Genomic DNA, 24,351 nt, shown 5'->3' on the forward strand with positions numbered 1-24,351 from the left:
GATTTGGAACAGTGTTTTGATCGCGATCACAAAAAATTTAGCTCTGCGTACTGTCGCTTTTTCGCAAGCCAGTCGCGGCGCGGCTTAGGTCCATATCCGCCTCCATACCTGGCCGAGTGGTTTAGGAGGATTCCGACGCCTCCGCCGGGCAGTCAGCACCTGAAGATGTAACACCAGTTTGCTCCCACGATATACCCGGTTGAACCGTTCGCATTGGGTGACGAACTGATGTCGGAAGGCATAGATTTTGCCCGACATTGTTTGCCCTGCTCGTTCCCTGGTTCCCACTGCATTTATGTGTACGCAAAACCATTATCAGAATATATTATCGTCAAGCCCCTGAAAAAATAAAATTATTGGCATGAAAACTATCAGGTAATGCATCATTCAGCTAAAGCCAACCGTTAATCGGTTCTCCTGTGTATCAAATGATGATCTGGGATCAAGATTGAAAGTACTGTAAAGCTAAGTTTGAAACAAGTAACCCTTTAGATGTGGGACTAAGGTTTCCATCTTTTTTCAGGCCATTCAATCCCTTGCCATATTTGAATAAGCTTAGCGTCTTTCGCTGTATCGGCGTATGTATTTACCATACTGAAGATCAACGCGTTATAGCCATGGTTGCTTAGTTCAGACGTGGACTCATGTTTAAGTTAGACTGATACTTTTCTTTGATGATAGAAACTGGATATATTTTTATACAAATTCCATAGGAATAAATTACCTGAGAAAATAAAGATACATCCGAGCCGGTGGTAATATTGGTTTTCATATTCAGTCAGTGGCATTAGATCACTCGAACCGAGTCGACGTCTAAAGCTATAAGACATCTCAATTTCATCAAAAACATCGCTAAGTACTTCTTTTCATATTCCGTTATGTCTTATTCTTTATCCGTTTACGTTTCAGTAGATGCAGAAACCCTGCAACCGCATTGTAGTGACAGTTACCGCGACGACTCATGCTACCTTCCATACCGTCTGATTTAATGAATGACTACGAACCATTGCTTGTATATTGACACTGTTGGACGCCGTTCTAAAAGTCAATTCGTTATCTGAGTACTTTTATTATTGCGTAGCTGTGCATAATCCCAGGAGGGATATAGCACTATATGAAACGAATCGCTTTCATTTTTGATATAACTCACCGACATAACTGACTACATATTTCTGTGATTTTGTATCGGTACATAATCATCCTATCGCCTAATAAAAAGAACTCTTTACAAATTAGTATTTCCACTTGCACTTTGAGGATGTGTAAAAAATACCTTTAGTAGTTAGTTTTAGTTAAACTTTACTTTTAAATTTATTTCTTCTATCACATAAATGAAGTTGAACAAATAAGAATCAACTCCCTGTTGCGAACCGGAAACCTGATAATAATAACGAAGCAGTTCAGGCATGTATTTCTATACACATATTGTGGAGACATTAAATAATATCTTATAGACCTAAGTGGAAAACTTTCGGACTGACACACCAGATCATCAGACATTATAACCTGCAGATGAACGATGCTAAAAACAGTACTCAACAATGAAGGTTCACCAAAGACAGTATATTCTATTTTTGAACACAGGTAATATTCCACATAGAACCGCCACATATAAGAATGTAAATCTTGAAAATAACCGGACATAATAATAAGTTTAATCAGACGAATAATTTGAGTCTCAATGATTTGCTCATGGAACAACCTAATCTTTGTAAGTTATAATCAATCAATAACTCACTAAATAATTTATCCCTATCGACTTCATTGAAGTTTAACCTAATAAAACCATCTACACCAGCGAGGTGTTTTAATATTTAACGGACCAGGAAAGATATTAACACGAAATCTGGCGCTGCCCTGCATAAGAATTGAGTATGTTGCAAAATTTTATCAAGCCGTGAATAATTATTTTACGACTACCTAGACTCAATGTGATTAACTGAGTTTGAGAAGAACTGGACTCGAGAAGATTATACAAACATCGAATCACTAACACTTCAACCTGTAAAACTTGGTTGAGTGTCTGTGGTAAATCGTGTTTTGATTCAGAAATCAACCTATATACACTCGACTTTTAGATTTGCATACTTAAGGAAACTCAAATGTGAGATAAACATTTTTTCAAGAAAAATATAGTTTAAAGACCCAAGACTTATTATTTTAAGTGAATTTTTAAGCCTTATCTTTTAACACTTTTAACCAATTAGTCAGATCAGTTGATTATGAGTAATCTCATTGCATGCAACACTCTTCTATTTCAACAAATACATGTGCTCAGAATACCTTTTATATGCCCATTTTTTAAATGAAAGTTATAAATCATTCACACTTACCATGTTCAACTTTTCATGAAAAAGTCGAACATGGTAACGTTATATTATGTTTAACTTTACCTCGAAAAGTCAAACATAAATACAGTGCTTATGTTTAGCTTTTAGCAAAAAAGTTGAACATGGACAAAATGCTTTTGTTTAACTTTTACCTAAAAAGTCGAACATGAAGAAATTTTCCATGTTCGACTTTTCGAGTAAAAGTGTTACAAGTATTAATCAAACTTTGATAGATATGCAGGGTGCTTAAAAAACTCACTTTTTAAATGCCACCATACACGCGCCACGCTTTCTCTACCATCACCATTGTCTAGCTGGTATCGACGATGAGCCTGAACTCTTCAAAATCATTTTTTAACCCATACAAAACACGTCTGGGCGAACTCCAAAACACCCTATACTCTATTAAAGCCGAAATCCTTAGTTTAAACTATTCAAATGCATTAATAATTCGTTGTAAATGTGGTACGGAGCATCAAGCAGAGAACATCAAAAGCATTGACAGCATGACAGATGAAGCTAGAAGAAAGTTCGACAATTTCTGGAAAATCAGTCAGGTTCTTAACAAAATCATAATTTCAGCCTCAGGTGTACAAAAACAATACGTAGTAAAGCAGAAAACTGGTGCGCTATGCTCCTCGAATTATACAAGTTGGAAACTCCAAAATAACTATCTACTGGGATCAATATGCATCGAAGTTTTCACGTACATCCAACTAAAATGAGTTTATATTCTATCAGTTGTTTTAAAAAATGTGCAGAGTGATAATGGTACTTATTTATTTAGCTTAACCAAACTCTGCCTTTTCAGATAGTCAATTGAGTATTTTCATAAACACAGTATCGAGAAAATTCAGAAAACTTAAAAAAATCGAAGGTGAGGATATCAAGTATGACTGCTTAGGCCCGAAAAAAAAGATGTTCTAAGGCTGTGAATAATATCAGCTATAAAATGGACACCCTTAACATTCTGATAATTATCATCTCTTAATAATTTAAAATCCCGATCCATTGAGATGAAAAGCAAATTAACCAGATTACTTCCAAGAAATATCCATTGAGAAAAGCCCTCATATAGATCCGTTCATGATCACTACAATACAGACGTAAAATCCGAATTAAAAAGATTATTTAAACCCATGGGTTTCAGAAAACCTCTCGGCAGATAAAGGTATTTATCCCTAATATTATGGAATATAATAATGGTGAAGATGAACAAGCTTAAAATGAGCTGGAGACGTTTTATACTTATGCTAATAAAAGATCAGGCGAGGGTTCCCTGAATTGCATACATTACCCTTCACACGATTAAACGTATACAGTCATTCAATAAATTAGTAATTTTATATCCTCATTGTGAAAAAAGTCTGATGCACAGATGCGCTTGGTTATTCCTGCGTCTATTAATAGTGATATCAAACCATCACTTATAAACTTTGAACTTACACCAACAAGAGAATTATTCGCTGAATCCAATTTATTCCGACTCCTGCAAACCATCATCTCAACAGCATTTTCTGTTTACTGTCATACTGGATTGATGTATGTACTGCGCTCTCCTATAAAAGATAGTTAATGTAGATCGCCGATCCGGATAAAAGCCTGCACGTGAAAGGTTTACCTATACACCGCATTTATATACACTCTTGTTTGCCATATATGGGACACTCTGACATTGGCATTATAATAAACTCCTCAACAAAAAAACCAGATTGTCCTGTCAAAATGAAATTTGAGTGGATGAAAATAATCTTAAATATTCAGTTAATATAGATTTATGGCGTAAATAGCACGTTCGTCTAGAAATACTGAGATTGGTTCATCAAGAGTGGAGCCTTGATAATATGCTAAGGGTTATACCCACTATACTTGGGTACGATTAAATTTTTGCTTACAGCGGTTAAGAGCTATAACAATCCAATTTAAGAGTATGGCACTTTCACCCTCGTAAAATACAAGCATCTCGTGTTCCGGTTGGAACACCCGGCCCACTTATGACCAAAAAACCATCAAAAGAGTTATTTATTTTTTCTTATAATGACATATGAAAAACTTTTATTATATCAACCTCTATTTAAACCTAGGCCTGGCCTTTAATACGCATTTAGCCTCATCAATTTGACGATTACTACAGTCAAGTATAAAGTAATAGTCAAACAGAGGTAATTTATGAAAAGATCCACAAAAGTAGGTCAAGAGCTGATCTCTACAGCACACCTAACCGGTTATCAGCAAAATCTTCTAAAAAGGATTAACAATATTGCCGTTTCGTTAATGCCCGAATTTGAGGATAAAAAACAGGCAATGGACGCCGTCACGCTGGATGATGGTTCCCTGATGCAACTCATTTGCTCCATTCAGATGGAAAAGAAAACGCGGGCGTCAGACCTTAAAATTTGTGAAGTGCGCCGTCGTCGTGAAAATCTGGAGGCATTTTACAATAGTCTGCAGGAACTCGGTGGCATCCTGAAAGTCTACGACGTGGCCCATAAACTGGGTGTTACACGTCAGGAAGTAATTTTCCGAGTGAAAAAGAAGCAACTCATTGCGTTTAAGCAGAATGCTGATTACATCTTTCCTGTTTTCCAATTCACTGATGACGGGTTAATACCAGGATTTAAGGAGATGATGAGTGCGTTTGATGCTAATACTCATTCACTGCTGCGTTTCGGTGTGCTTAAGGCCCCCATTCAACTCAGTGAATGCGTGTCTAAAACCCCGATTCAGATTATGCAGGATGGTGCAAAACCTGAGGAACTGGAACTTGCCATACGTTCGGCCAGATTATGCGGTAATCATGCTGCCAACTAAACTGATGCTGTGTAAGTGTAACACTCTGCCCGTCTTTTATACTATCTGTCTGAAGAAGCGCCCAACCATTATTGGATGCAGCCCAGATTGCTTACCATAGCCATGCTGAAGAAACGCTCAATATTTAATAAAGTCTTTCTCGAAGTATAGTCCATTTACCCGGGGAAATGCCTTTAAAACAGCACGTACCATCGATTAACGCCGGTATCAGCCCAGTCGGTCCGAAAGCTCATCATATGTCGGATATACAATAGAATATGAACTATGATAGTGGATAGTTAGGCCGAAACCTGGCACTTATCCACAGTAACAGGGTGGGATTAATAGCGATGAGTAATGAGGTAGGTATTAGCACGAATATCATCTGACTAGATTATGGTTCACAATCCATTTAGTTCGGTTTTCCGTCCATCTTTTACCAGAGCCATTTTTACGATTGGCTTCCACGTTCTGATCCGAATGAGAATCAAACCCAGTAGCGAGACCTGCTTCATTTCACGGTAAGGTACCATCCTTTTCGGTTAACGCTAGGTCGGACTGGAGCGGCTTAAGCACTTAATTAAATTCGAAGGGCTGGGAAATTTATCATTCTTTTGTAGTTGTTTTTTACTTCAACGAAACAGAATTTCTAACAGTCCCCGGTCTACTGTCTATCTTTAATGGTTTACTGCCCATTAATTACGGTCTACTGTCCATCTTTAATAGTTAACCGCCCAGTAATTACAGTTTACTGTTGACCTCTGATGTTTGACTGCCCCGAAGTTACGGTCCACAGTCCATCTTTGATAGTTTTCCGTCTATTTATTACGGCTCAAAGTCCATATTGGACATTACTGCATAGGATTAACAATAGCCCTCATATCCTTGTTTTACTGCAGCTTATAGGTTATTCTGTAGGTGTCTAGTCAAGCAGATGGTCTCGAGTTGGTTAATGTGCTGGCCACCAACAGTTGGATAGAATAATCGAGGCATCTTAGAAAGAGCCCATGGTATACATGGGCTCTTTCTTTCTTTTAAAAAATAACTAACCTATTTCACAGAAAATTCATCTATTATGCTGCTTCCGACTTCATGCGCTTCACAGTGTCATCAATAGTCTGCCTTCCGTTTTTACTCGTTAAGAAAATTTGCTACTAAATCAGTCTCTAAAGTTTTTCCTTCAGAGCGATTTCAAAGCCCCCAGCACTTTTTTGAGAAACAGTCGACTCTGATTACTCAGGCCTCAGATGAAGAAAAAATTAATTAAGGTATGCAAAGCATATTTGTGTGTCTCTTATGTGCATGTTTCAACGTTCCGTGAATATCACATTTACATGTATGCCCCACATCTGCACATACTTAACAAGTGCTTTTAAGCCAGCCATTCAGGAGAAATAATATGAGAACCGTATCAATATTCGAAAACGGCAATAATCGCGTCATTCGGCTGCCCCACGAATTGGATTTTGAGCGGGGTGCGTTAACTGGAAATCGTCCGTGAAGGTTAAAACATAATCCTTCGTCCCGTTCGCCCAACATGGGGTTCGCTTACTCAGCTCGAAAAGCCTACCAGGACTTTATGGTCAAGCGTAGTGATGTTGTCAGCGATGAAGATCGGTTTGACCTGTAATCAAGACCTATATGTTGGACACCAACATTTGCTCGTTCATCATGCGTGAGTACCCGTAAGCTGTCATTCAACGGCTAGAGCAGGTAGTACTGCGCAATCATCGCATCGTGATTTCGGCCATCATCTATGCCGAAGTGCGTTAAGGTGCGATCGGAAAGAAGGTATCCCTCCGCCACAGCCTGCTTGTCAAAGCTTTCTGTGGCCGTCTCGATGCAATCCTCGCAGGCATCGCGACGCGGTGGTTGCCGGACATGCCATCGCTGCCAGCGCCGAACTCGTGCCAAATATTCTGTGACAGTTTGAGCGTATGCCTGGCTTGTCTCTGGAAGACTCGAGTAACTGACGGCGGAAAGAATCTTAAAGATCGAAATGTCCGCTATGTGCTGTGGGTTCAACGGGTAGATGCAACGCTATTCTTAATCAGGGAGAACATTGCCATGAAACGAAGAACCCGGATTAACTACTCACCGGAACAGTAAGCGATTATCCGGGACAGATATAGGCAAGGTGATTCTATGCATGATATCGCCAGAATGTTCGACAGATAGTATTCTTCTATCATGCCCACTATCCCTCAGAGTGGTGCATACCGTGTCCCTGTTCAGAAGTGACACCCGCTAATGTTCAGTGCTTTCAACATCTCTGACCTTCAAGGTGAAGCGCGGCTCACTTTGCTTCAGTGGTGGTAGTTGATTACCACTAACTGTTAGATACAAGAGTGAAGTTTTTAGCTCTATGCCGCCGAAGTTAAAGAACGATGCTTCGTATGCGACGCAACTTGCCCTGCCCTTTCGGTAGGGACCTTTCCGCATATAGGCGATTACCCAGAACTGGATACTAAACCGTGGGATGTTATAGCCTCCAGTTACAGAGGCGGCAAAGATTCATCGGCGATAAAGTCAACGAAGGGCAGCGAGGCCCCGAACACTTGTAGCCAGTGGGAAATCAGGATCGACTGCGCCATACGACCTGCTGCGCGGTGTTCCGGAACCCGCCGTCTTTGATAACGCTTTCATAAAGGGCAATTATTTTTGCCCATGATTATCCTCTGGCAAGTAAACCCCGAAGGATAAGCCAGTCGATATCGATGATCGTAAACAATCAGGCGGGAACCACTTTTCGTAGAATGCTAACTTGCAGGCATGTTTCTGGCTACTTAGCCCTTACTTATTAATGATTAGATAAGTCTTAAACGAGAGTAATAGTTAACTAAAAGCGTTAAACGTGACGGATATCAAAATTACTGATCCTATAAAATTGGATATTCACGTCATTAACAACGAAGACAACGAGCAACTATGGCCAGCACGCCGGAGAAGGTACAAAAACGCGGAAAACCGTGGCGCAGGGGGGCCACCCTGACCTCTGAGGACATCGCCGCACGACAAGCGTCACCTTAATAATTGATTTCGCAAGAAAGGTTACCGCCAACTTCCACGAGGAATGCGGGCATCTCTGGCGCGTCATTGCAGGGGCAATTATTAAATCATCGAGCACATGCACGATATCCGCTGCAACCGCGCTACTTTGAAGCGCTTCACGTCGGTTGATGTCAAGCAGGGGTATCTCCAATACTCATGGAAAGATACGATATAAATTACTGTTTTAAAGGGTTTAGATATGGGGTATCTGGTTATCTCACGCTTAGTGCTTCTTTTAGCGTGGATTATTCCACCTGCGTTTGGTGCGTTTGTCCATGTTTGCCGCATCAATAAGCGCCGGGCCGCTGCGTATTGTGAACTGGACAAGCGTCTTAAGGCCAGCGGCGACTTACGCACGGTGAATCAGATTCTGTCTGCGTACGACAGAGCGCCGCATGGCGAGGACGAAGAAAACCGCTATTTGATCGAGAAGATAAATGTGGCAAAGACTAAGGGTCTTGTGAAAGATTGGTTCTTCACCTGGTCTGTCTTCCTGATGTTTTGTCTGGTCTTCCTTAGTTTCGAGCCAGACTTCTAATATGCAGAACGAAAAAGAACTGGAGCAAGAACTAGCGCGACTGCGTGAACAGGTAGAGCAGTTAACTGCAGATCGTGACTTCTGGGCCTTCGCTTATAAGGTTGCCGATTACCATCTAAAGCAGGAAGAAGCGGCGACGCTCAGCCGAAGCAAGACACGTCGAGAACCGCTCAAAGAATAACAGCATGCGGTGCGAGTTTTTCTTTCCAAAAGGAAACCATAAGAAGGAATACCATGATTACTAATGCCCTCGCATTAGAGGGTTGTGGCATTAAACATGCCATCACCCGTGCTGAGTCGATGAAGATTGCCCGACACGGAATTATTTTTATGGGATACCCTCAAGACATACATGATGAATAGGGACGATGTTATAAACGCCTGAGCAGTACGCCGGGCAAATTAGCACAATTCACATGCAACGCGACAATAAAGTATTAGATACCCATATCGAAAGCGGCAATGTGGAGTTTAACCAGGCGTTATGCGAAGATCTCACCAGCGCCGAGCGATTTGATTTACGAGTCGTTTAGAAATGCCCCGATAGATTTTAAATACTGAGGACTGAGCATAACCGTTAAAGACCCCGCTATGTTAAGGTAATCATGACGCTGAGCCACCCGCAGGCAATGGTGCAGGACCAGTTCGTGAAACGCATCTGCACACATTGACTGCGCAGAAGCGCGCCACCATAGCAGAAACAGTGCACTTTTCTATTGTTCTTCCCGCCGCATCAACCGGCGTTTTTTTAATGCCCATCGGAAAGGTATGTCTTAATCGGGATGTATCCTGTGATGCAACCGGAGGGTTCCGGTTAAACGAGCAGCACGTATTACCAGTTCCAGCTCTTGAGGTTTTACCCCACTCTGCATAATCTGGAAGGCGAAGGGCAAGCATCGCTAATAGTGATGGTCTCACGCAGGTGGCCCTGCCGGGGGCTTATTCCTTCGTTACCAGTACAGCCTGCAACAGCGCATAAAACCTAAGTGTAAGCAGAAACATAAAAAACCTTGCCATAACTGGATAAGGCTTGTTGCCGTTGAAGGGGATTAATCAGGTATCACAGACATAAGCTCGGCTTCTTTATCGGCCTACTGCAACGTGCGATCGAGCCGTACATGGTACGGTTGAACTCTACGTTTAGCCTACTGCGGATATAAATATTTTTGGCCTTTGTTGCCTAATTTCATAAGATATTGAGAATATGACAAGCCCTATATCCCCCTTTTCACGCCACTAGCTCAGTTAAAGCATTGCTCTGTGCAAGTCGAAACTTACGCTTATAACGTGCTTACTTAGGTTCAGGCAAAAGCCGGGTAAGAGGGAATATTATTGTCCCAAATATCACCCAATTTTTAAATCTCTGTTCGGGTTAGGGCCTGCCGATCACGCTCGCGTTGATCCAGTTTCTGAATACGATCGTATAATTCTTCGTTGCGGTTCGCCAGTTTCACAACAACGACGCATAGTCCGCTCACAGTAAAGCATAAGGTGATAATAAGTGCGATCATTTGCTGTCCACCAGTTCTGCCTGTGCTGCCGGAGCCATAAATGTTACCTGGGCTGCGGCTAAAAGAATGCGTTTCATCGTTCGTTTCCTGTGCCTATATTGGTTAATAATGACCTTTCTCGTCATAGATTTCGTCGTCGTCACCGTTCGGCTCAATATAGCCGCGGCCTATCACCTGCCCCGCGTCGTAAGCGTCAAGGAATAACTGGGCACGGTTGGCAGCTGGCTGGTCGGTAGCCTGCTCCACATCTTCCGCCAGAGTGTTCCGCTGGTAGGCTTCAATTAACTCGCTATTGTTTATCGCGTGTTCCGCTCCGTTCACGCACAACATCGCCGCGTGGGTTAAATCCGCCTCCGGCGTGTCCGCTGGAGTGCGGGTTGCCGCGATGTACATGCAACGGTTTGCGATCTGCTCATAAAGTGCTGTTGCTGACCGGTGCACATTGGCTTGTGCTGACAGTGCTAATAATGCTGCTACTGAGGCAATAATGAATGCCTTCATCTTAGGTGTTCCTGTGTCTGCTGCTTTGTTTATATCCCGCCGTAGGTGTCGCGTACCTTTGGTGGGTGGTGTATTTATATTGGATCGTCAATAAAGATCGATTTCAAAAAAGGCCATGGCGCATGCCGCGCTTCTGGTATGTGATAGAGTGTATCTTTCTGTTTACATTTTTTTACTTTACACTAATGGGATTGTGGAGCTTTGACTGATGTCATAATATCATTAACTATTTGCTGGCTACTGCTTGAGTTATAGTTGGTTGATGTAATTCTATTTACTGAGAGCTTGATATCATTCCAATCAAAATTTCGCATATTCTGCTTACTATGCGCTGTGTTCTGATGTCTGAGCGTCGCGATTTATACCAAAGCAGGTGCGAAGATCTGGTCGGCATAGCGTAACGATGCGTGCTGGCGAACTATCGTGCGGCGCTGGTCCAGGAACTGGCGCTCCTCTGCCGTCATCGGTCTTGTACGCTCACCGGCGGCGACTCTTCTCCTGGATTCGAGGGCGAAGGACTCCGGAAGGCTGGCGCGAAAGAGACTTATTGTGGACTTTATTCCTTTAAAAATGTACTAACCCAAATGTTGGATAGTTCAGCAGGTCCTGTTCGTTTAGTGCGCTCGTCTATTGTCTGCTCACGCTTCGCCGGTTGCCTAGGCTGTTCTTCGTCTGTCTTGATCTTCGGTATCATTAGAGCGAATTGCGCCCTATCATCCCTACTCTCTGCCGTTTCTATACCTGCTCCGGTGATAATCTGTGAGCGGCCTCAATTGCTACGACATCTTCAGCGTCATTCTTCTCCTCATATAGTCTTTAAGATCTGTGTGCGTTCATGTGTAAGACGCCTGGAATCGCTAACATCGGTAATGTTGATATGGAATCAAGAAATAAAGCCTTCTTTGTTGCAAAGTAACCGTCATTTCGACTGCCTGCTATGGCTAGTATATTTTCGATGTGCTCAATATCGCTTCATCAAAATTCATTCTGAAGAGTGTTTATAATACCTATGCACTTATTTTTATGGAGGGATCTTGCGGAAGAGAGCAAAAATGATCGTTTTTGTTAAAACTTAATTTCATTCAGTGATATCATTTGTACATCGACTGCAAACAAATTCCTGTGTCTGTGGTTGTGTGGCCCTCCATGCGTCGCGGCATGGAGGGCTTTTTATGGGCGTTATTCTGCCGCCTGGTTACTGTTCTTATTAAAGGTATGCACGTTCCTACCTTAGCATTCAGCTGTGACCTTATGTGAGCACTTAACGCTATTCCCGTCTTTAAGTAGTTCAAGCCAATCATACGGGGTCAGCTTGTCGGTGATTGACTTCAGTTGCTCCACACGGTGCGCTTCCGTGTCCGGATAAATGTTCACGGCGACGGCGGCAATTGCAAGCTCTGCCGCTTCGCGGATCTTACGGCGTAAGTTTTCGGTTTCGTATGCCATGCTGGTAGCTCCTCAAAGCTGAAAATCTAACGGCGCGTTGCGGAAATCGTCACTCCTGGTATGGGCCGCCGTGGCCGGGCTGCCGTCTGCAATATATCGTCGGCAAAGCCCACTCTACTCTTCTCCTAAACTAGTTGACCCGAGCTCGTAGCTCAGGCGCATAAGCTCGTTTAAGCCCCGGTTTAACGCAGCCTCTTTCATCGGTGTGCTATTCTCCGGGGTTAGCTCGGCATACATGCGCTTATAATCTTCTTCGTCGTCGGTCAGGCTCATAACCTTATCGGCGATTTTAAACATTTCTCGCGCATCTGCATCGCTGGCATCGGGCTTTATAGTGGCCAGAAGGCGGGCAACTGCTTGAGCCGTGTTCGCCGGTTTGCAAGTCGTCAGATGGTCAAGGTCGTTTAGGCTGCATTGCACATCGCGAATAGTTTTTTCCGCGCTCTTGAGGCGTGTTGTCCAGCTGACGATCTGCTCAGTGTACTGGTGCGCATGCGCGCCAGTGCTTATCAGAAGGACGACGGCCAGCACTGTCTGCTTGATAGTTGGTTTAATGCTCATTTTCCTGTGCCTATGTTAATTACCCCGCATTCGCGGCGTCGATGCCTGCCCCTCCGGCACGCTTATTCCGCCGCGCTATAACCTAATCTCGCGCAATTGGAGGGCTTGAATTCGCCTTTGCGGCCTGGTATAGATGGCTCTCAGCTTTATACTCTGCGTGCTCCTGGTTTACCGCTACTCTTTTGCGCGCTTAATATGGCGTTGTACTTATTAACTATCAAACCAGGTTAATGTCGCCGCTCTTCTTCACTTCGACAAACTCGATAGGGTAAGTTGTGGAAAGGCGAATGGCCTGTATGAGACAGTCGTCTTTATCGCTTCTTCTTTGCTGCTGCCATCCAGTGCTTTCACTAAGAGTTTCCAATCTTTTGCGATAATCATTTCTTCATTATTCTTGAAGATAGATATTTTTTGAATATATAAGATAATTTTTATATATCTTTATTTATGCTGAAACTTAATATTTAGCATCCTGGCCCGCTTCGATAATCCATAACGCTACGCTCGCTTGGTAGTATACTGTCATGACCATAGAGCGGCATACGGTAAAAAGATCAGCAAAGCGGGGCGGAAGGTCTGGGCTGATAAGGTTGCGGAGAAGTTTGGGACGCATTGTGATTCCTTTTCTGCTCGTGTTGTCTTTAATGGCGCGCCGTTACCTTTGTCCTGTATTGCGGTTAAAACTACAGGCGGTTTGCTCAAATTGGGAGCTCAAGGGATATCATAATGCGGGCCTGTCTGTCGCATGTGAATATCATGTCGACAACATACTACACGAAGCATGTGTCGTCATAGCTCAATAGCTATAACGGCAAACGCTCCAATCCCCAAAAACGCACTAAAACTTAAATACTTTTATGAATATTCTAATCCTACACAGGAAACATCATAACCAAATTCGTGGTTGTAAGCCTTCATAGTTTACTAACGTCATCCTTTTCATGCGCTATCGCATATAAAGCCATCGTTAAACTCTTGATTGATATCTATGGTATATACTATGCATATCCGTTGTTATTAAAATAATATATTTCAAGAATTCAATAACCAGAGCGGATTTTCTGATAAACGTGCTCTGCAGGCACAACATCTTTCATTGTTTACATCTCATTACGTGCATCTTATATCAATCTTTACGGGCTAACGCTTTGTATATCTCTCTACGGGTGGGTTCGTCTAAGCCGTCCAGCGCGGCGGTAAGTTTCCGTAGTTGCTGGGTTATCGACTCAAGTCGGGCGAATCCGATTAGGACGCACGCGCCATCCTGATAATCTTCACTGCCTGACCTGAATCGGCAACGTATTGCATTAATGCAGGCAGTGAGCGCCCCGCGTCGTGGTGGGTGAGTGTGCGCATTCAACTATATAAATTATGGGTGTGACCATTTTGCCGGTTTCTGGGCCGCATAATTTCATACTGCCATTACCGACCCCAGCTTGCCGCTTCTTGCGCATTAAATCATCATGCAGTGCATCAATAGACCAGTACATGAAAAATTTAAACATTCTGGCGGTACGTTCTGCACATGTGCGGTATCCATGTACGTATAGTTCACTCCTGCTCTAGCGGTGGGGCCGGGCAAATCGCATGTGCGGGCGACACCATCGCTACGATAAGCGCAAATGTCGCAGCAGTAGTAACAACTTTAAAAATCGTACTCATGTTCTTGTGTCTCGTCGGGAATGTTCAGGGCTTCACACAGTTGCCGCCAGGTATCAATATTGATCAACACAGCACGGTGGCGGCCAGGGTTTACAATTTGCACAGGTACGCCGTATTTATCGACGTTCGCAAGCAGCGCCGCGATTACACGCGCGGCAGTTGCGTGATTGACTGTTTGCACGGTAAATTACTCGTCGCCGTAATTGTCATAGTAGTGTTTGTGATGCTTGTTCGTTTCGGTACCTTTCGGCCCATAGCACGCATCACGACTAATACCCTGTAATTCGCATTCGTACATTCTTGCCGACGATTAAGTACAGCTGGCTAGCGCCATTACCACGCCTATCACCAACAATATTTTCATAGCCCTCGTTCCTGTGTCTGTGGTTATTTGCTCATAAACATGCAAGCCATTTGCCTATTAGCGCTCTCAATTTAAGCCGTCGCGGTGGCTTCACCATGAAAAGATAGGGCATCTATTGGTACTTGATGCCGATTAGGTTCCAGCGGTGCATGCTCACAGCGTCAGCGTTATAGACAACTGTCCAGCTTATGCGCATGTTGCAATCCTAAAAACCCGCCATCAACGGTGGGTTGATAAAACGTTAACAAAGCAATGAAAAAAATGTTTTGCACAATCAAAATGCTGTTTCAATTATTCGTTACTAATATTGAGGCACGATTTGAGCTAATGTTTTGATCACGATCACAAAAAAATAGCTCTATAAATAGCTATATTTATGCTACCCAAGCACAGTGCGGCTTAGCGGTCATTTTCGCCAACATACACGCTACATGCTTTAGGAGAAATCCGATGCCTCGGTGGGCGGGCCAGTTCAGAAATGTAACACTTCTCGCGCGCGATACATGCAACTACAAAGCCTGTATGCCGAGGACTGGTTGAAGCGCTAATTTGCGTACGTTGATAGTATAATTGCAACCCTTGACAGAATAACATTTCAGCCTGGTTAACATGAAACAACGAAGCACGCCCGGATACTGGGCCGCAGGCTGAGAAAAATGATAGTGACTAGCCCGGAGCGAAAATATGTTTTAGAAAGCTTCCTGAAACGGTTATGCGGCACGATATCAGCAATGTGCCGAAACCAAACTGCCCTAAAGCGATAATAAATATGGCTGCGTTCAGTTTTTACAACAACATCAGCACAGAGAGTGTAGGTATCGTAACCATAGGAAAAAAAGCATCTTACTCAATTGGCTCTAAACCAGTCCTAAAACCCAGTACTCTTAAATACTTAAAGTTGCCACGCAAATGAAAAGGCCCCGCACAAATGCGGGGCCTCTACACAAGCCAGTAACCGACAAGGAACCAACGCATGCGGGGCAAACTATAGCGTAAAATACAATCCCAGGAAACCCACCTGAAGCGATTACTCTGTTTTTTGGGAATGTGTATTCCTATGGCGTGCATTGTATAGGATCCTGACTTTGAATTAATTTATGTTCCTCGATTATCCTTTCCTACTTGTAACTCGCCCCCTTTATCCTGCTTCGTCTGCACGATCGAAACAGCGCAAATTCGTAGGCACCTACTGACATGCGATTGCACACTTAGTAGGCAATAAACTTATCTTTGCGGGTCCTTTTAACTACGAAAGTGTAACCTTCCTGCCTGTTTACATTTAGTTCATTAATTTGGTTAATGATGTGCCATAGGTATAGCTTTCAGGCGGTTCTGTGATGTCTGATAACACCATCACGTCATGGAAAACAGGAAATTTCACCTTGAAAATTCTGCCTTACATTCTGATAATTAATTGCGTAGTTCATACTTCTGTGCTCCAGACATCAATTAAAACAACAACACTGACTCTATCAATAAAAGCAGTGACATACTTAATTATTTATAAGATTAATTATAATAAACGGGGATGAAAAGGCAAATCAGAAAAGGATAGAGACACTAAAATGTATCAAGTTAATAAGTAACACCCGAATATTAACTCTTAATGATATATCAGAAGCGGAGGAAACATGACTAATTATCATATATGCGATTATCAACAGTTTTAAAACCAATTTACGACCGTATGATCAGTATTTCGGATTGCGCTTTTGAGTTCTAGCGAAGTGTCTAAGCGTCAGATTGGTAAATTCTCTTAAAACAGCGACCTGATGTATTTAACTCCGACTTACGAATGCGTAATAAGAATAATTTGAGAGAGTTTTAGCCAGAATAGCATGTCTTACTTTGACATCATATCAGTAGTAAAGGCAACGCAGTCCTGTTGTAATGGGTAATAAAAATGCAATTGATATAATGAACAAAAATATCGATTATTTCATTCTAGAATTACATTCCTCGAATAAGTCTCTGTCAGAGCTCAAGACTTAAAAAAAGCGGCCTTTAGACCGCTTTGACTACATCGTCCCTCAATCAGGGCATTTCGTGGAGTCGTTATTGCGCTTTCAGGATGCCAGAATTGTTGTCCTTATCCATCCAGGTCATGTCGCAGGAACCATCCGGGTTTTTCAACACGGAAATTGTCGCGCCCATAGCGGTCTTGACTTCTGCCATATCGGACTTAACGTGCTTGATTCCTTTCGGAGCAAAACCATTCACCTTCTTAACGTTACATTTCGCGTCGGCCTGAACTTCGATAATGCTGTCAGAATAAGTGTGCAGACCTTTATTATTACCCTTTGTCGGCGCGGTATGGTTACTGTTCACGTCATCCTGCTGGGTTTTGTGCTCGCGTTGCAATTGGCGGCGGTATGCTTCGCTGATCGCATGTGCTGGAGAAATTGCGGTGATGGTCAGCGCTGCAGCGAAGCAAGTCATAATATATTTAGCTTTCATATGGATTCCCCTAGTTACCATTGATCGTTATCGTTATCGTAGTTGTCATCATCATTCGCCTGGCGATGTTGGTGATGCTCTCGCTGTTGCTGTTTCTTTCCGTAAGTTTCAGTGCCTTTCGGTCCGTAAAGGTCAGAAGCGTTTTCCATGGCCTGTTTCTCTGCAGCACTGTTAATGTTGGCCTTCCGGTTTTGTTCCGCAACATAGCAGGCGTCACGACTCACGCCTTGCGCTTCGCATTCATACATACGTTCAGCAGAGGAAGTACAGCCAGCCAGCAGCACTATGGCCACCAGTGGGGCAAATTTGCATTTCATTGTGGTTCCTGTTTGTCGGTTTGTGACCGCTGCAATGTAAGTCAGCGCTCATCAGGGAAAGTTGATATTAGTCAAAAAAGCTGATCAGATTAATCCACTATTAACCATATCTAACCAACACAAGAGAAAAACAGGCATTGAAAAGGATAATAAAAAATGTTTAGACGGCCATTGGATTTTTTAGCGCCCAGATTGAATCATTAACCTCTTTCTCGCCAGCAATCACGCTTTCATCATTAATTTTTGAGAGGATGTGAGAAATGTATAAATTTCTCAACTCAACTCATTAACATGACAGTATTTTGCATCATTATTTTGTTCCTTAACCTACTTCAGCGAATTTTGTTTACCCTTTCAACAACCATTGAAACGGTTGCAACTTCCCGCAGTTCAGACATTTCCGTTACATATCCTGACTATTTATAAAGAAATAGATAAGATTTATTTATGCCAATTAAGAGGTAGCAAACATCTATTGATATACCAACGCCCTTTATTCCTCTTTAAAAACAGAGGCATTTCTATAACCTAATATTTTAAACATATTTAATTGATATAAAATTCCTCATCTTTTCTCGTGACAACGGCACCAATCAAAAAATATTTTTACAGAAAATTAACCTATATCACTAGATAAAATGCAGCAAAAATGGTAAAAAAGGAATCGACCAACCAAGAGGAATAAGACACCATGGAAAGCACCCCTGGGGATGACACCACCTTTGAGGCGGAGTTTTATCGCCGTGTCGAGTCGATTAAGCAGCGAGCCAAAGAAGCGGGTACAAATATTACCCAACTTTGCAGGATTGCTGGCGTTAGCCGCACCACACCTGAGCGCTGGGAAAAGCGAGTTCCTAAATCCATTGGCATCCTTGATCTCATGTATCAGGCGCTGAAAGATATAGAAGTTGCAAAGCAGGCAGAGGATGAAGCATTTCAGAATCTACCAATCCGCGAACGACAACGGATCAAGGCACAAGAAGAAGAAAAACAGCGAGAAGAAGAAAGACTGCGCCGCGAGCGACGAAATGAATCCAGGCGCCTGAACAGACATCGTGGAAAGGATGCTATCAGTATGGAAGACGAAGACTAAGTTACGAAACGCAACGAATTTCTGTCCCCTGCTCAATTTTCAGAGTGCTAAAGAGAAGTTCTAATTGACGCGCACTACTCGATTATCAGGATGATGCCGTAGTCTGGCAACATCCATAACGATAGCGTGGGTACTGAATTTTAGCGCTCGTTAAGAGTTCTTTGAATATCTTTTTGAGAGGGCAATATCATCCGCCGAGAACATAATTATGTTCTCCAGCGGATTGATAGCAAGCATTACATCCCGCGCACTTCCGGCGATTTCAGTGGACGACGGGGACTGTATACAACGTCTCGAACCACGATGAAATTTTCCTTGATCCAGCGAGTAACCGCTTGCGGGTTAGTCCCTTGAGCCTTGGCAAACAGGGACTGATTGCCACCATAATGAATGGCAATATAATCTTTAACGGGCATGATTATCCTCCATTAATAAAGCACTATTGCGTTTTCAAGATACAGTGAGCTTTTGACAGACATATCTATACGCCATTCGAGTAAATCCGGCAGTCCAGTTTCCTGCTGGAACTGCTCGAATGACTTAAAAAAAGGCACGACCTGCCTGCCATTACCCTGCTTACGGTATTCACCCGCCTCAGCACGCATCTGTTCAAGTAAAGAAGTCCGCCGCTGTAATAACCCCTGCATCTTTGATTGAATAGCTACAGGGATGCCACTGCGACCCGATTCATAGTACCGCCAGGTGCGCGCTTCAACATTGCCTATCAACTTCGCAGCTTCATTCACTTCAAGGAATAGAAGCTTGCGACAGGCCAATAATTCTAAATTGTTCATTGTTCCCTCATTTCATCCCACAATTTTGATTAAGCGCGCTGGGACCATTTGTCTAAAGAGTAGCATTAAAATGTACTCGTTAGATGATACCACCAGAGAACAAAGCATAAAAGTAATAAAGTAAGGGATGTAATGCCCCATTCTATGGGGCATGTCACAATATCTTTACTCAACCTGTAAATACCACCCATGCTAATTATCGCATGCGTTAACGTTCCCCATAGGGAACAACACTTTAAGTAAACAATATTGACATTCACATAAATTAAAAAGTTCTTTTCATCTATCGAAAAACACAATGAATTTCGTTAATCTAACCCCTAACATATACTGCATAAAAGCAGCTGATATTATGTTGAGTTCGTACGCGGTTGCAGTGGCCAACCGCTTGTGGCGTTTCAGAAAAGGCTGGGGGATTCTTGAATCGCTTACCACTCCCCACCCCTGCAATGACAGGCTATCTGGTGTCATGAAGGACGGGTGAGTTTGTGGTTCAAGGTGACTGTAATACTGTTCCTGAAACATCGGTTACTGCACTGATCAGCACCAGGAAGACTATTTGAGCGGCTGACCTAAGAATAAACAATAGGTTTTTAAGGGAACATGTAGGAATGGATGTTTGATATGGAAACACTGCGTATGGAAGCCACCTGTGGCATCGTAGCGAAGCTGGCTAATGAGGGTATTACTTACCGTCATTACCGCATCTCCCAACATGCTATACAGCGGTTTACAGAACGTCTTCGGGTGACCATTGACAAAATTTTTCCGGCGCTGGATCGCGCTGTTATCGCAGACGCGAGGCAAGCGAAGGATCACCGAGTGATGGACCAGATTAAGCGCGCAGAGCGCCAGGGCGGATACTGCTTACTCGATCCAGATACTGAAACATACTTTTTCATCGCGCTGGGGGCTGGTAAGTACCACACCATTTCGACGGTAATGACTTTTGCGTTATTGACCTACACAGAGAGAAAATGAAGCCCCAGACTTTTGGAACTACTGGGCTCAAGTAGAACGTGTCTTACTTCCCGGTGAGGCCTTGTCGCAGGCCCCCAGATTGACGCCGTCAGACCACCATCAGTAGCGCATCCAGTACCAGCTCGCACGACAGTGTTTGTGTCATCGAACATCCCACCACATTACGAGCCAATGGATCCATTACCACTTCCAGACAGACCCATCAGATTCTTCAGAGCATGGCCCATTAATCTTATCCAACTCAAACGCATTAGTGTTTTAGTAACATATTTTATTGACGTAGAAGAACACTCCCTTTTACTATGTTCCAATAAAGACGCATTATAAATGACATTTCAATGCAATACATGGAACATTGCTATTTTTAAATTCGAACTTTTCCCCGGTAAGATTACTGAAACTTAATTTTTTACGCTCGCGCCGAATTAATCAACACACTGATAATTAAAGAATAAAAATTTCATATGGCAAATAATTGTTACTACGCTGTTAAAAATACAAAAACATTGAAAAATACTTGTTAAATATATAGGAAATAACATGGCGGGCATTAATCATCATGGATAACCAGTTTACGTCAAATGAAAGCATCTTTTTTGATAAACAAAGAAAGGATAAATCATGAAAAACATTATCTACACTCGTTTAAGCACTTATGCGAGTTACGGCAAGATGCAAACTATAAGTCACTATGTGGGCGATAATGCGGTCGTTCCACCGTGCATGAAATATGGCAACTGACGACCCGCAACTAATGAATATCGGCGAACTTATTACAACTTACATTATCTTGACAATCATGTGGTTAGTGTGTTGTTGGATTATGCACGGGCATAAAACCACTTCGTTCTTTATTGCGGCGTCTATTGTGTCCCTTTACTGGCTATTCGAATTACTTTGTAAGCCAATACTCAGCCACGGCGTTGATATCGTTTATACGTGGATGGAATTCTAAATGTCTTTACTCACTCATGAAGCAAGTCAGGCCATCGAATGGCTGCGTGTGCACATACCCAACTGTTACTGGGAGCAATTTCGGGATGAAATGGAAATGGCTATGAGCGAAGTGCTCAAGCGTTATGGATTAGATAAAGAACTTTTTGAAGGCCTTTCTGTAGATCGTTTGATTGCACGCCGCTTGCCCCTGATCCCAAACAACCTTCCGGCGCCAGCATTCACAAGTGTGCGCGCGACAGTTTATCAGGGTGATTCTGGCGTGTGGGCCCTGGATGGAAAGGGTAATACCTGGGAGCAGAATGGGTTCGGAGGATGGTTACCTTCCTCGCTTACGCTGGAACAGGTGAAAATTAAAAGTACAACATACAACACCGAAGTCATCAAAGTAATGACCCGCGATAGCGACTGATAAGCTGGACTGATTTATGAGGCATAACACCAGTGACCGACAAAAGGAACAATAATGACTTTAATATTTAATAAACGCTACACCATCGGGAGTCTGCTAATAGCACTCCTGCTTTATAAGTGCAGCGGAGCGAATGAAGATGAAAGGTATCAGAATGACCGTTACAGGCGCGCGGCTATGATGCGCGTTACCAGGCGAACCAGGACGCAGTAAGTCGGGGCCAGCCTGCACCTTATTCGTCTGTGGTACAGTTGCCTGCAAATCAGCCGATTAGCGCCAACATCACGCAGTCAACTGCAGTTCGAGATGATAGTGGTTTCTGGCAAAACTTGCTGATGGGTCAACTGTTCAGCAATATTCTTACCCGCGATCCGCACAGCTATGTACGGCGTTATAATAATGATAGCAACGAAAAGTACCTTACTAATACGACGAAAGTGCTGGCCGAAGATAATCTTCACAAATCAGATATCAAATCTACGCCTGCGCCACTAAATATTTCGCATCCGTCAGTGACTGCTCGTAGCTACAACCTCGCACCACCTGCATCCAGCGCCATGAAACAGCGCAAATGGACCTCCAACCTAAAAAAGGGCTGGGGCAGCTCCAAACCTAAACCCTCAAGCTACAGCTATAAATCTACTGGCTACCCCTCCAATAGAAGCCGTCACTGATATACCCGGGGGCAAAAGCCCCTGTTTAAAGTCCCTGCATCGCGCTGTAAAGATGCTGGAAGTGAGTTCTTGTTTAGAAGCCCACGCCTGCCTCTATTATTGCCAATGTCAGGTGTGACGCTGGGATGATCCTCCCTCCCCTCATGCATCATGTTTATCCGCCCTTATGGTGCAATGTGTGAATCCAGACCTAACCTCAAAGATAGAAGTTTATAAACTTTATAAAATAAGTCAGCTCAATCTTATTGACTGAACGTGCTTGGACATGCGTGTGGGTTGTAAAAGACATGCTGGCTACTACGCTATGCCAACAAACATCAGTTCCCTGTCTTATGACACAGGCAGACATATATTCGTCGTGCCATTATTCAGGCGTGAGCAGAATTCACACCTCCACCCCCTCATTTTCAATGCACGAAATCCGTATCATCTTAAAGAATATTATTCATATGTATCAAACACATGAATGAAAAATCAGATGCGCAGTAGTTACCCCCCTTAAACGATAGAATGAATCTGCCCGAGGATGGCTTGCTTTCGTACTGCAAGATTGAGCCATTACTCGTCTGTTGAACTCATCTCCGCACGAAATGATCAAATCGTTTTCAACCTGTAAACATCATTGTTCCATTAATGCAATCTATACTAAAAAACATAAATTAAACCAACATTTCAATTCTTCTCTTAATAGCCATTTAATCCATATTTTTAACAAAATTATCTATACGAGCTTTCATTTGAAATCCGCTTACATCAATAACTTACGTTAGTTTGTATAAAAATTTAAAGTTTTTTTTAAGCAAAAATAATGGCTTATTAAGGAATGCATTGTTTATGCAAAAAAGCCGCTTGATGACATTACAACGTTACGCGTAATATTTATTTCGCTCCATAAAAGAATACCCACCCGAACCAACGAGGCATTTATGAGTAATGCAAGCGCAGCAAGGGCGGGCTTATCGGCAAACGCTTCCAGTGAATGGGTCGTGTTTACCGGGAAACTGCCACAAGAGTTAAAAACGAAGCTGAAAGTGGCTTCGGCCGCCCTGGGGCGTAGACAGCAGGAGATCGTCGCCGAAGCCGTTGAAAAGTGGCTGGCGAAGCAAGGACTTTAGAAGTTAGTAACCGACAAACAAAAAACCGACAATAAACCTTTGAGGATTGTATGAAACAGAACGTAATTGCTGCGCTGGTACTTTCAGCGCTAACTGCCCCAGCCTTCGCTACACCTGTTAGCAATGCGCAGCAAGCGGTTGATAAGGCACAGGCAACTTTCGATAAAGCCACCGGTGCTGAAAAAGACTATGCAGGCCGCAAACTCCAGCAGGCGTTGGACCGATTGCAAAATCTGTCTATCGAAGCCGCTGTACGTGATGCCGCTCACCGCATTACGGCTGTTCCAGCTCCCGCTTTAGCTCCCGAGGCAGTTCCAGCCGCGCCGATTGCTACTCCAACCAAAACACCTGAAGCGACTCCGGCTGCTATCCCAACCAAATTGATCGCGCCGACTGTTGTTACACAGTCTACCCCGTTCAAATCACCAAGCGCACCAGCTGCACAGCTGGTACCACAAATTCCGACGGCTGTTGCACAGGCAACTCCGACTAAGGTCCCGACTTTTGTTAAGCCTGAATACGTAGCGCCTAAAGCGCCGGTTCAACAGACCCCGGCCAAAGCGCCAAGCGCACCGGTTATCAACACCCCGGATCCGCTGACCAAAGCTGGTTACGTTGCACCTGCGTCCAAAGCGCCAAATGCTCCGGTTATCAGTGCGCCTGCGCCACTGACCAAAGCAACCTCCGCGACGCCAGCTCCGCTGACCAAAGCCGCATATGCTGCGCCGGTGGCCCCTTCTCACCTGACTGAGCAGGCCACTCCAGCAAAAGCCTCTGATGTGGTGGCTCCGGCAACCCTG

The 24,351-nt window shown here is 43.3% G+C and carries 16 protein-coding genes and 6 pseudogenes; 12 read left to right on the forward strand and 10 right to left on the reverse strand.

Translation table 11 applies throughout. The annotated features are described in order from the left end of the window. Positions 1-746 precede the first annotated feature (746 nt). Positions 747-996, reverse strand: a pseudogene (locus tag K5I40_RS19005) (IS3 family transposase); the annotation flags it as partial. Positions 997-4,499: 3,503 nt separating this feature from the next. On the opposite strand from K5I40_RS19005, the gene K5I40_RS19010 reads away from it, so the two are divergent. After that, positions 4,500-5,141 carry a DNA-binding protein gene (locus tag K5I40_RS19010; protein ID WP_223075271.1) on the forward strand — a complete coding sequence of 214 codons (642 nt, stop codon included), beginning with the start codon at positions 4,500-4,502 and terminating at the stop codon, positions 5,139-5,141. 411 nt (positions 5,142-5,552) lie between these two features. Here the strand turns inward: K5I40_RS19010 and K5I40_RS24045 are convergent. Further along, positions 5,553-5,696: pseudogene (locus K5I40_RS24045) on the reverse strand (IS256 family transposase); the annotation flags it as partial. An 823-nt stretch (positions 5,697-6,519) separates the two neighbouring features. Here K5I40_RS24045 and vapB point away from each other — a divergent pair. From vapB to K5I40_RS19035, 5 genes and pseudogenes are all read left to right on the forward strand, one after another. Beyond that, positions 6,520-6,750: pseudogene (gene vapB / locus K5I40_RS19015) on the forward strand (type II toxin-antitoxin system VapB family antitoxin). A 65-nt stretch (positions 6,751-6,815) separates the two neighbouring features. Further along, positions 6,816-7,045 (forward strand): annotated as a pseudogene (locus tag K5I40_RS19020) (hypothetical protein). A 187-nt stretch (positions 7,046-7,232) separates the two neighbouring features. Further along, a pseudogene (locus K5I40_RS19025) lies at positions 7,233-7,358 on the forward strand (IS30 family transposase); the annotation flags it as partial. A 1,012-nt stretch (positions 7,359-8,370) separates the two neighbouring features. Next, positions 8,371-8,709, forward strand: a complete 339-nt coding sequence (locus tag K5I40_RS19030) for a hypothetical protein (protein ID WP_223075272.1) — start codon at positions 8,371-8,373, stop codon at positions 8,707-8,709. Position 8,710: 1 nt separating this feature from the next. Then, on the forward strand, positions 8,711-8,890 hold the full coding sequence (locus tag K5I40_RS19035; RefSeq protein ID WP_223075273.1) for a hypothetical protein: 180 nt from the start codon (positions 8,711-8,713) through the stop codon (positions 8,888-8,890). A gap of 1,432 nt (positions 8,891-10,322) precedes the next feature. On the opposite strand, the gene K5I40_RS19040 is transcribed toward K5I40_RS19035, so the two are convergent. From K5I40_RS19040 to K5I40_RS19065, 6 genes are all read right to left on the reverse strand, one after another. After that, a complete protein-coding gene (locus K5I40_RS19040; protein WP_223075274.1) occupies positions 10,323-10,721 on the reverse strand; it encodes a hypothetical protein in 399 nt (132 codons plus the stop codon). 1,230 nt (positions 10,722-11,951) lie between these two features. Beyond that, positions 11,952-12,167, reverse strand: a complete 216-nt coding sequence (locus K5I40_RS19045; RefSeq protein ID WP_223075275.1) for a hypothetical protein — start codon at positions 12,165-12,167, stop codon at positions 11,952-11,954. 114 nt (positions 12,168-12,281) lie between these two features. Continuing rightward, on the reverse strand, positions 12,282-12,728 hold the full coding sequence (locus tag K5I40_RS19050; protein WP_223075276.1) for a hypothetical protein: 447 nt from the start codon (positions 12,726-12,728) through the stop codon (positions 12,282-12,284). Between the two features lie 1,645 nt (positions 12,729-14,373). Further along, positions 14,374-14,571 carry a hypothetical protein gene (locus tag K5I40_RS19055; RefSeq protein ID WP_223075277.1) on the reverse strand — a complete coding sequence of 66 codons (198 nt, stop codon included), beginning with the start codon at positions 14,569-14,571 and terminating at the stop codon, positions 14,374-14,376. 2,238 nt (positions 14,572-16,809) lie between these two features. Continuing rightward, the gene (locus tag K5I40_RS19060) at positions 16,810-17,211 is read right to left on the reverse strand and encodes a hypothetical protein (RefSeq protein ID WP_223075278.1); all 402 of its coding nucleotides are present in this window, start codon (positions 17,209-17,211) and stop codon (positions 16,810-16,812) included. A gap of 14 nt (positions 17,212-17,225) precedes the next feature. Then, the gene (locus K5I40_RS19065; protein WP_223075294.1) at positions 17,226-17,528 is read right to left on the reverse strand and encodes a hypothetical protein; all 303 of its coding nucleotides are present in this window, start codon (positions 17,526-17,528) and stop codon (positions 17,226-17,228) included. 691 nt (positions 17,529-18,219) lie between these two features. Between K5I40_RS19065 and K5I40_RS19070 the strand changes: the two genes are divergently transcribed. After that, a complete protein-coding gene (locus K5I40_RS19070; protein ID WP_223075279.1) occupies positions 18,220-18,621 on the forward strand; it encodes a hypothetical protein in 402 nt (133 codons plus the stop codon). Between the two features lie 236 nt (positions 18,622-18,857). Here the strand turns inward: K5I40_RS19070 and K5I40_RS19075 are convergent, their stop codons facing one another. Beyond that, on the reverse strand, positions 18,858-19,037 hold the full coding sequence (locus K5I40_RS19075) for a hypothetical protein (protein ID WP_223075280.1): 180 nt from the start codon (positions 19,035-19,037) through the stop codon (positions 18,858-18,860). Positions 19,038-19,049: 12 nt separating this feature from the next. Then, complete coding sequence (locus tag K5I40_RS19080) at positions 19,050-19,415, reverse strand: DUF1870 family protein (RefSeq protein ID WP_223075281.1); 366 nt, start codon at positions 19,413-19,415, stop codon at positions 19,050-19,052. 624 nt (positions 19,416-20,039) lie between these two features. On the opposite strand from K5I40_RS19080, the gene K5I40_RS19085 reads away from it, so the two are divergent. The 5 genes and pseudogenes from K5I40_RS19085 to K5I40_RS19105 form a co-directional block, all read left to right on the forward strand. Then, the gene (locus tag K5I40_RS19085) at positions 20,040-20,396 is read left to right on the forward strand and encodes a hypothetical protein (RefSeq protein WP_223075282.1); all 357 of its coding nucleotides are present in this window, start codon (positions 20,040-20,042) and stop codon (positions 20,394-20,396) included. 955 nt (positions 20,397-21,351) lie between these two features. Further along, entirely contained in the window at positions 21,352-21,762 is a 411-nt protein-coding gene (locus K5I40_RS19090) for a hypothetical protein (protein WP_223075283.1), read from the forward strand. 335 nt (positions 21,763-22,097) lie between these two features. Then, complete coding sequence (locus K5I40_RS19095) at positions 22,098-22,436, forward strand: hypothetical protein (RefSeq protein WP_223075284.1); 339 nt, start codon at positions 22,098-22,100, stop codon at positions 22,434-22,436. Positions 22,437-23,362: 926 nt separating this feature from the next. Next, a complete protein-coding gene (locus K5I40_RS19100) occupies positions 23,363-23,551 on the forward strand; it encodes a hypothetical protein (RefSeq protein ID WP_223075285.1) in 189 nt (62 codons plus the stop codon). Positions 23,552-23,601: 50 nt separating this feature from the next. Beyond that, a pseudogene (locus K5I40_RS19105) lies at positions 23,602-24,351 on the forward strand (hypothetical protein); the annotation flags it as partial.

It is taken from the genome of Leclercia sp. LTM14, assembly GCF_023736175.1.
Taxonomy (GTDB): Bacteria; Pseudomonadota; Gammaproteobacteria; order Enterobacterales; family Enterobacteriaceae; genus Enterobacter; species Enterobacter barmai.

Excerpts from the sequence above, each read along its gene's own strand:
- K5I40_RS19010 (WP_223075271.1), top strand. The coding sequence starts at position 4,500 with ATGAAAAGATCCACAAAAGTAGGTCAAGAGCTGATCTCTACAGCACAC.
- K5I40_RS19030 (WP_223075272.1), top strand. The coding sequence starts at position 8,371 with ATGGGGTATCTGGTTATCTCACGCTTAGTGCTTCTTTTAGCGTGGATT.
- K5I40_RS19035 (WP_223075273.1), top strand. The coding sequence starts at position 8,711 with ATGCAGAACGAAAAAGAACTGGAGCAAGAACTAGCGCGACTGCGTGAA.
- K5I40_RS19040 (WP_223075274.1), bottom strand. The coding sequence starts at position 10,721 with ATGAAGGCATTCATTATTGCCTCAGTAGCAGCATTATTAGCACTGTCA.
- K5I40_RS19045 (WP_223075275.1), bottom strand. The coding sequence starts at position 12,167 with ATGGCATACGAAACCGAAAACTTACGCCGTAAGATCCGCGAAGCGGCA.
- K5I40_RS19050 (WP_223075276.1), bottom strand. The coding sequence starts at position 12,728 with ATGAGCATTAAACCAACTATCAAGCAGACAGTGCTGGCCGTCGTCCTT.
- K5I40_RS19060 (WP_223075278.1), bottom strand. The coding sequence starts at position 17,211 with ATGAAAGCTAAATATATTATGACTTGCTTCGCTGCAGCGCTGACCATC.
- K5I40_RS19065 (WP_223075294.1), bottom strand. The coding sequence starts at position 17,528 with ATGAAATGCAAATTTGCCCCACTGGTGGCCATAGTGCTGCTGGCTGGC.
- K5I40_RS19070 (WP_223075279.1), top strand. The coding sequence starts at position 18,220 with ATGGAAAGCACCCCTGGGGATGACACCACCTTTGAGGCGGAGTTTTAT.
- K5I40_RS19075 (WP_223075280.1), bottom strand. The coding sequence starts at position 19,037 with ATGCCCGTTAAAGATTATATTGCCATTCATTATGGTGGCAATCAGTCC.
- K5I40_RS19080 (WP_223075281.1), bottom strand. The coding sequence starts at position 19,415 with ATGAACAATTTAGAATTATTGGCCTGTCGCAAGCTTCTATTCCTTGAA.
- K5I40_RS19085 (WP_223075282.1), top strand. The coding sequence starts at position 20,040 with ATGGAAACACTGCGTATGGAAGCCACCTGTGGCATCGTAGCGAAGCTG.
- K5I40_RS19090 (WP_223075283.1), top strand. The coding sequence starts at position 21,352 with ATGTCTTTACTCACTCATGAAGCAAGTCAGGCCATCGAATGGCTGCGT.
- K5I40_RS19095 (WP_223075284.1), top strand. The coding sequence starts at position 22,098 with ATGGGTCAACTGTTCAGCAATATTCTTACCCGCGATCCGCACAGCTAT.
- K5I40_RS19100 (WP_223075285.1), top strand. The coding sequence starts at position 23,363 with ATGAGTAATGCAAGCGCAGCAAGGGCGGGCTTATCGGCAAACGCTTCC.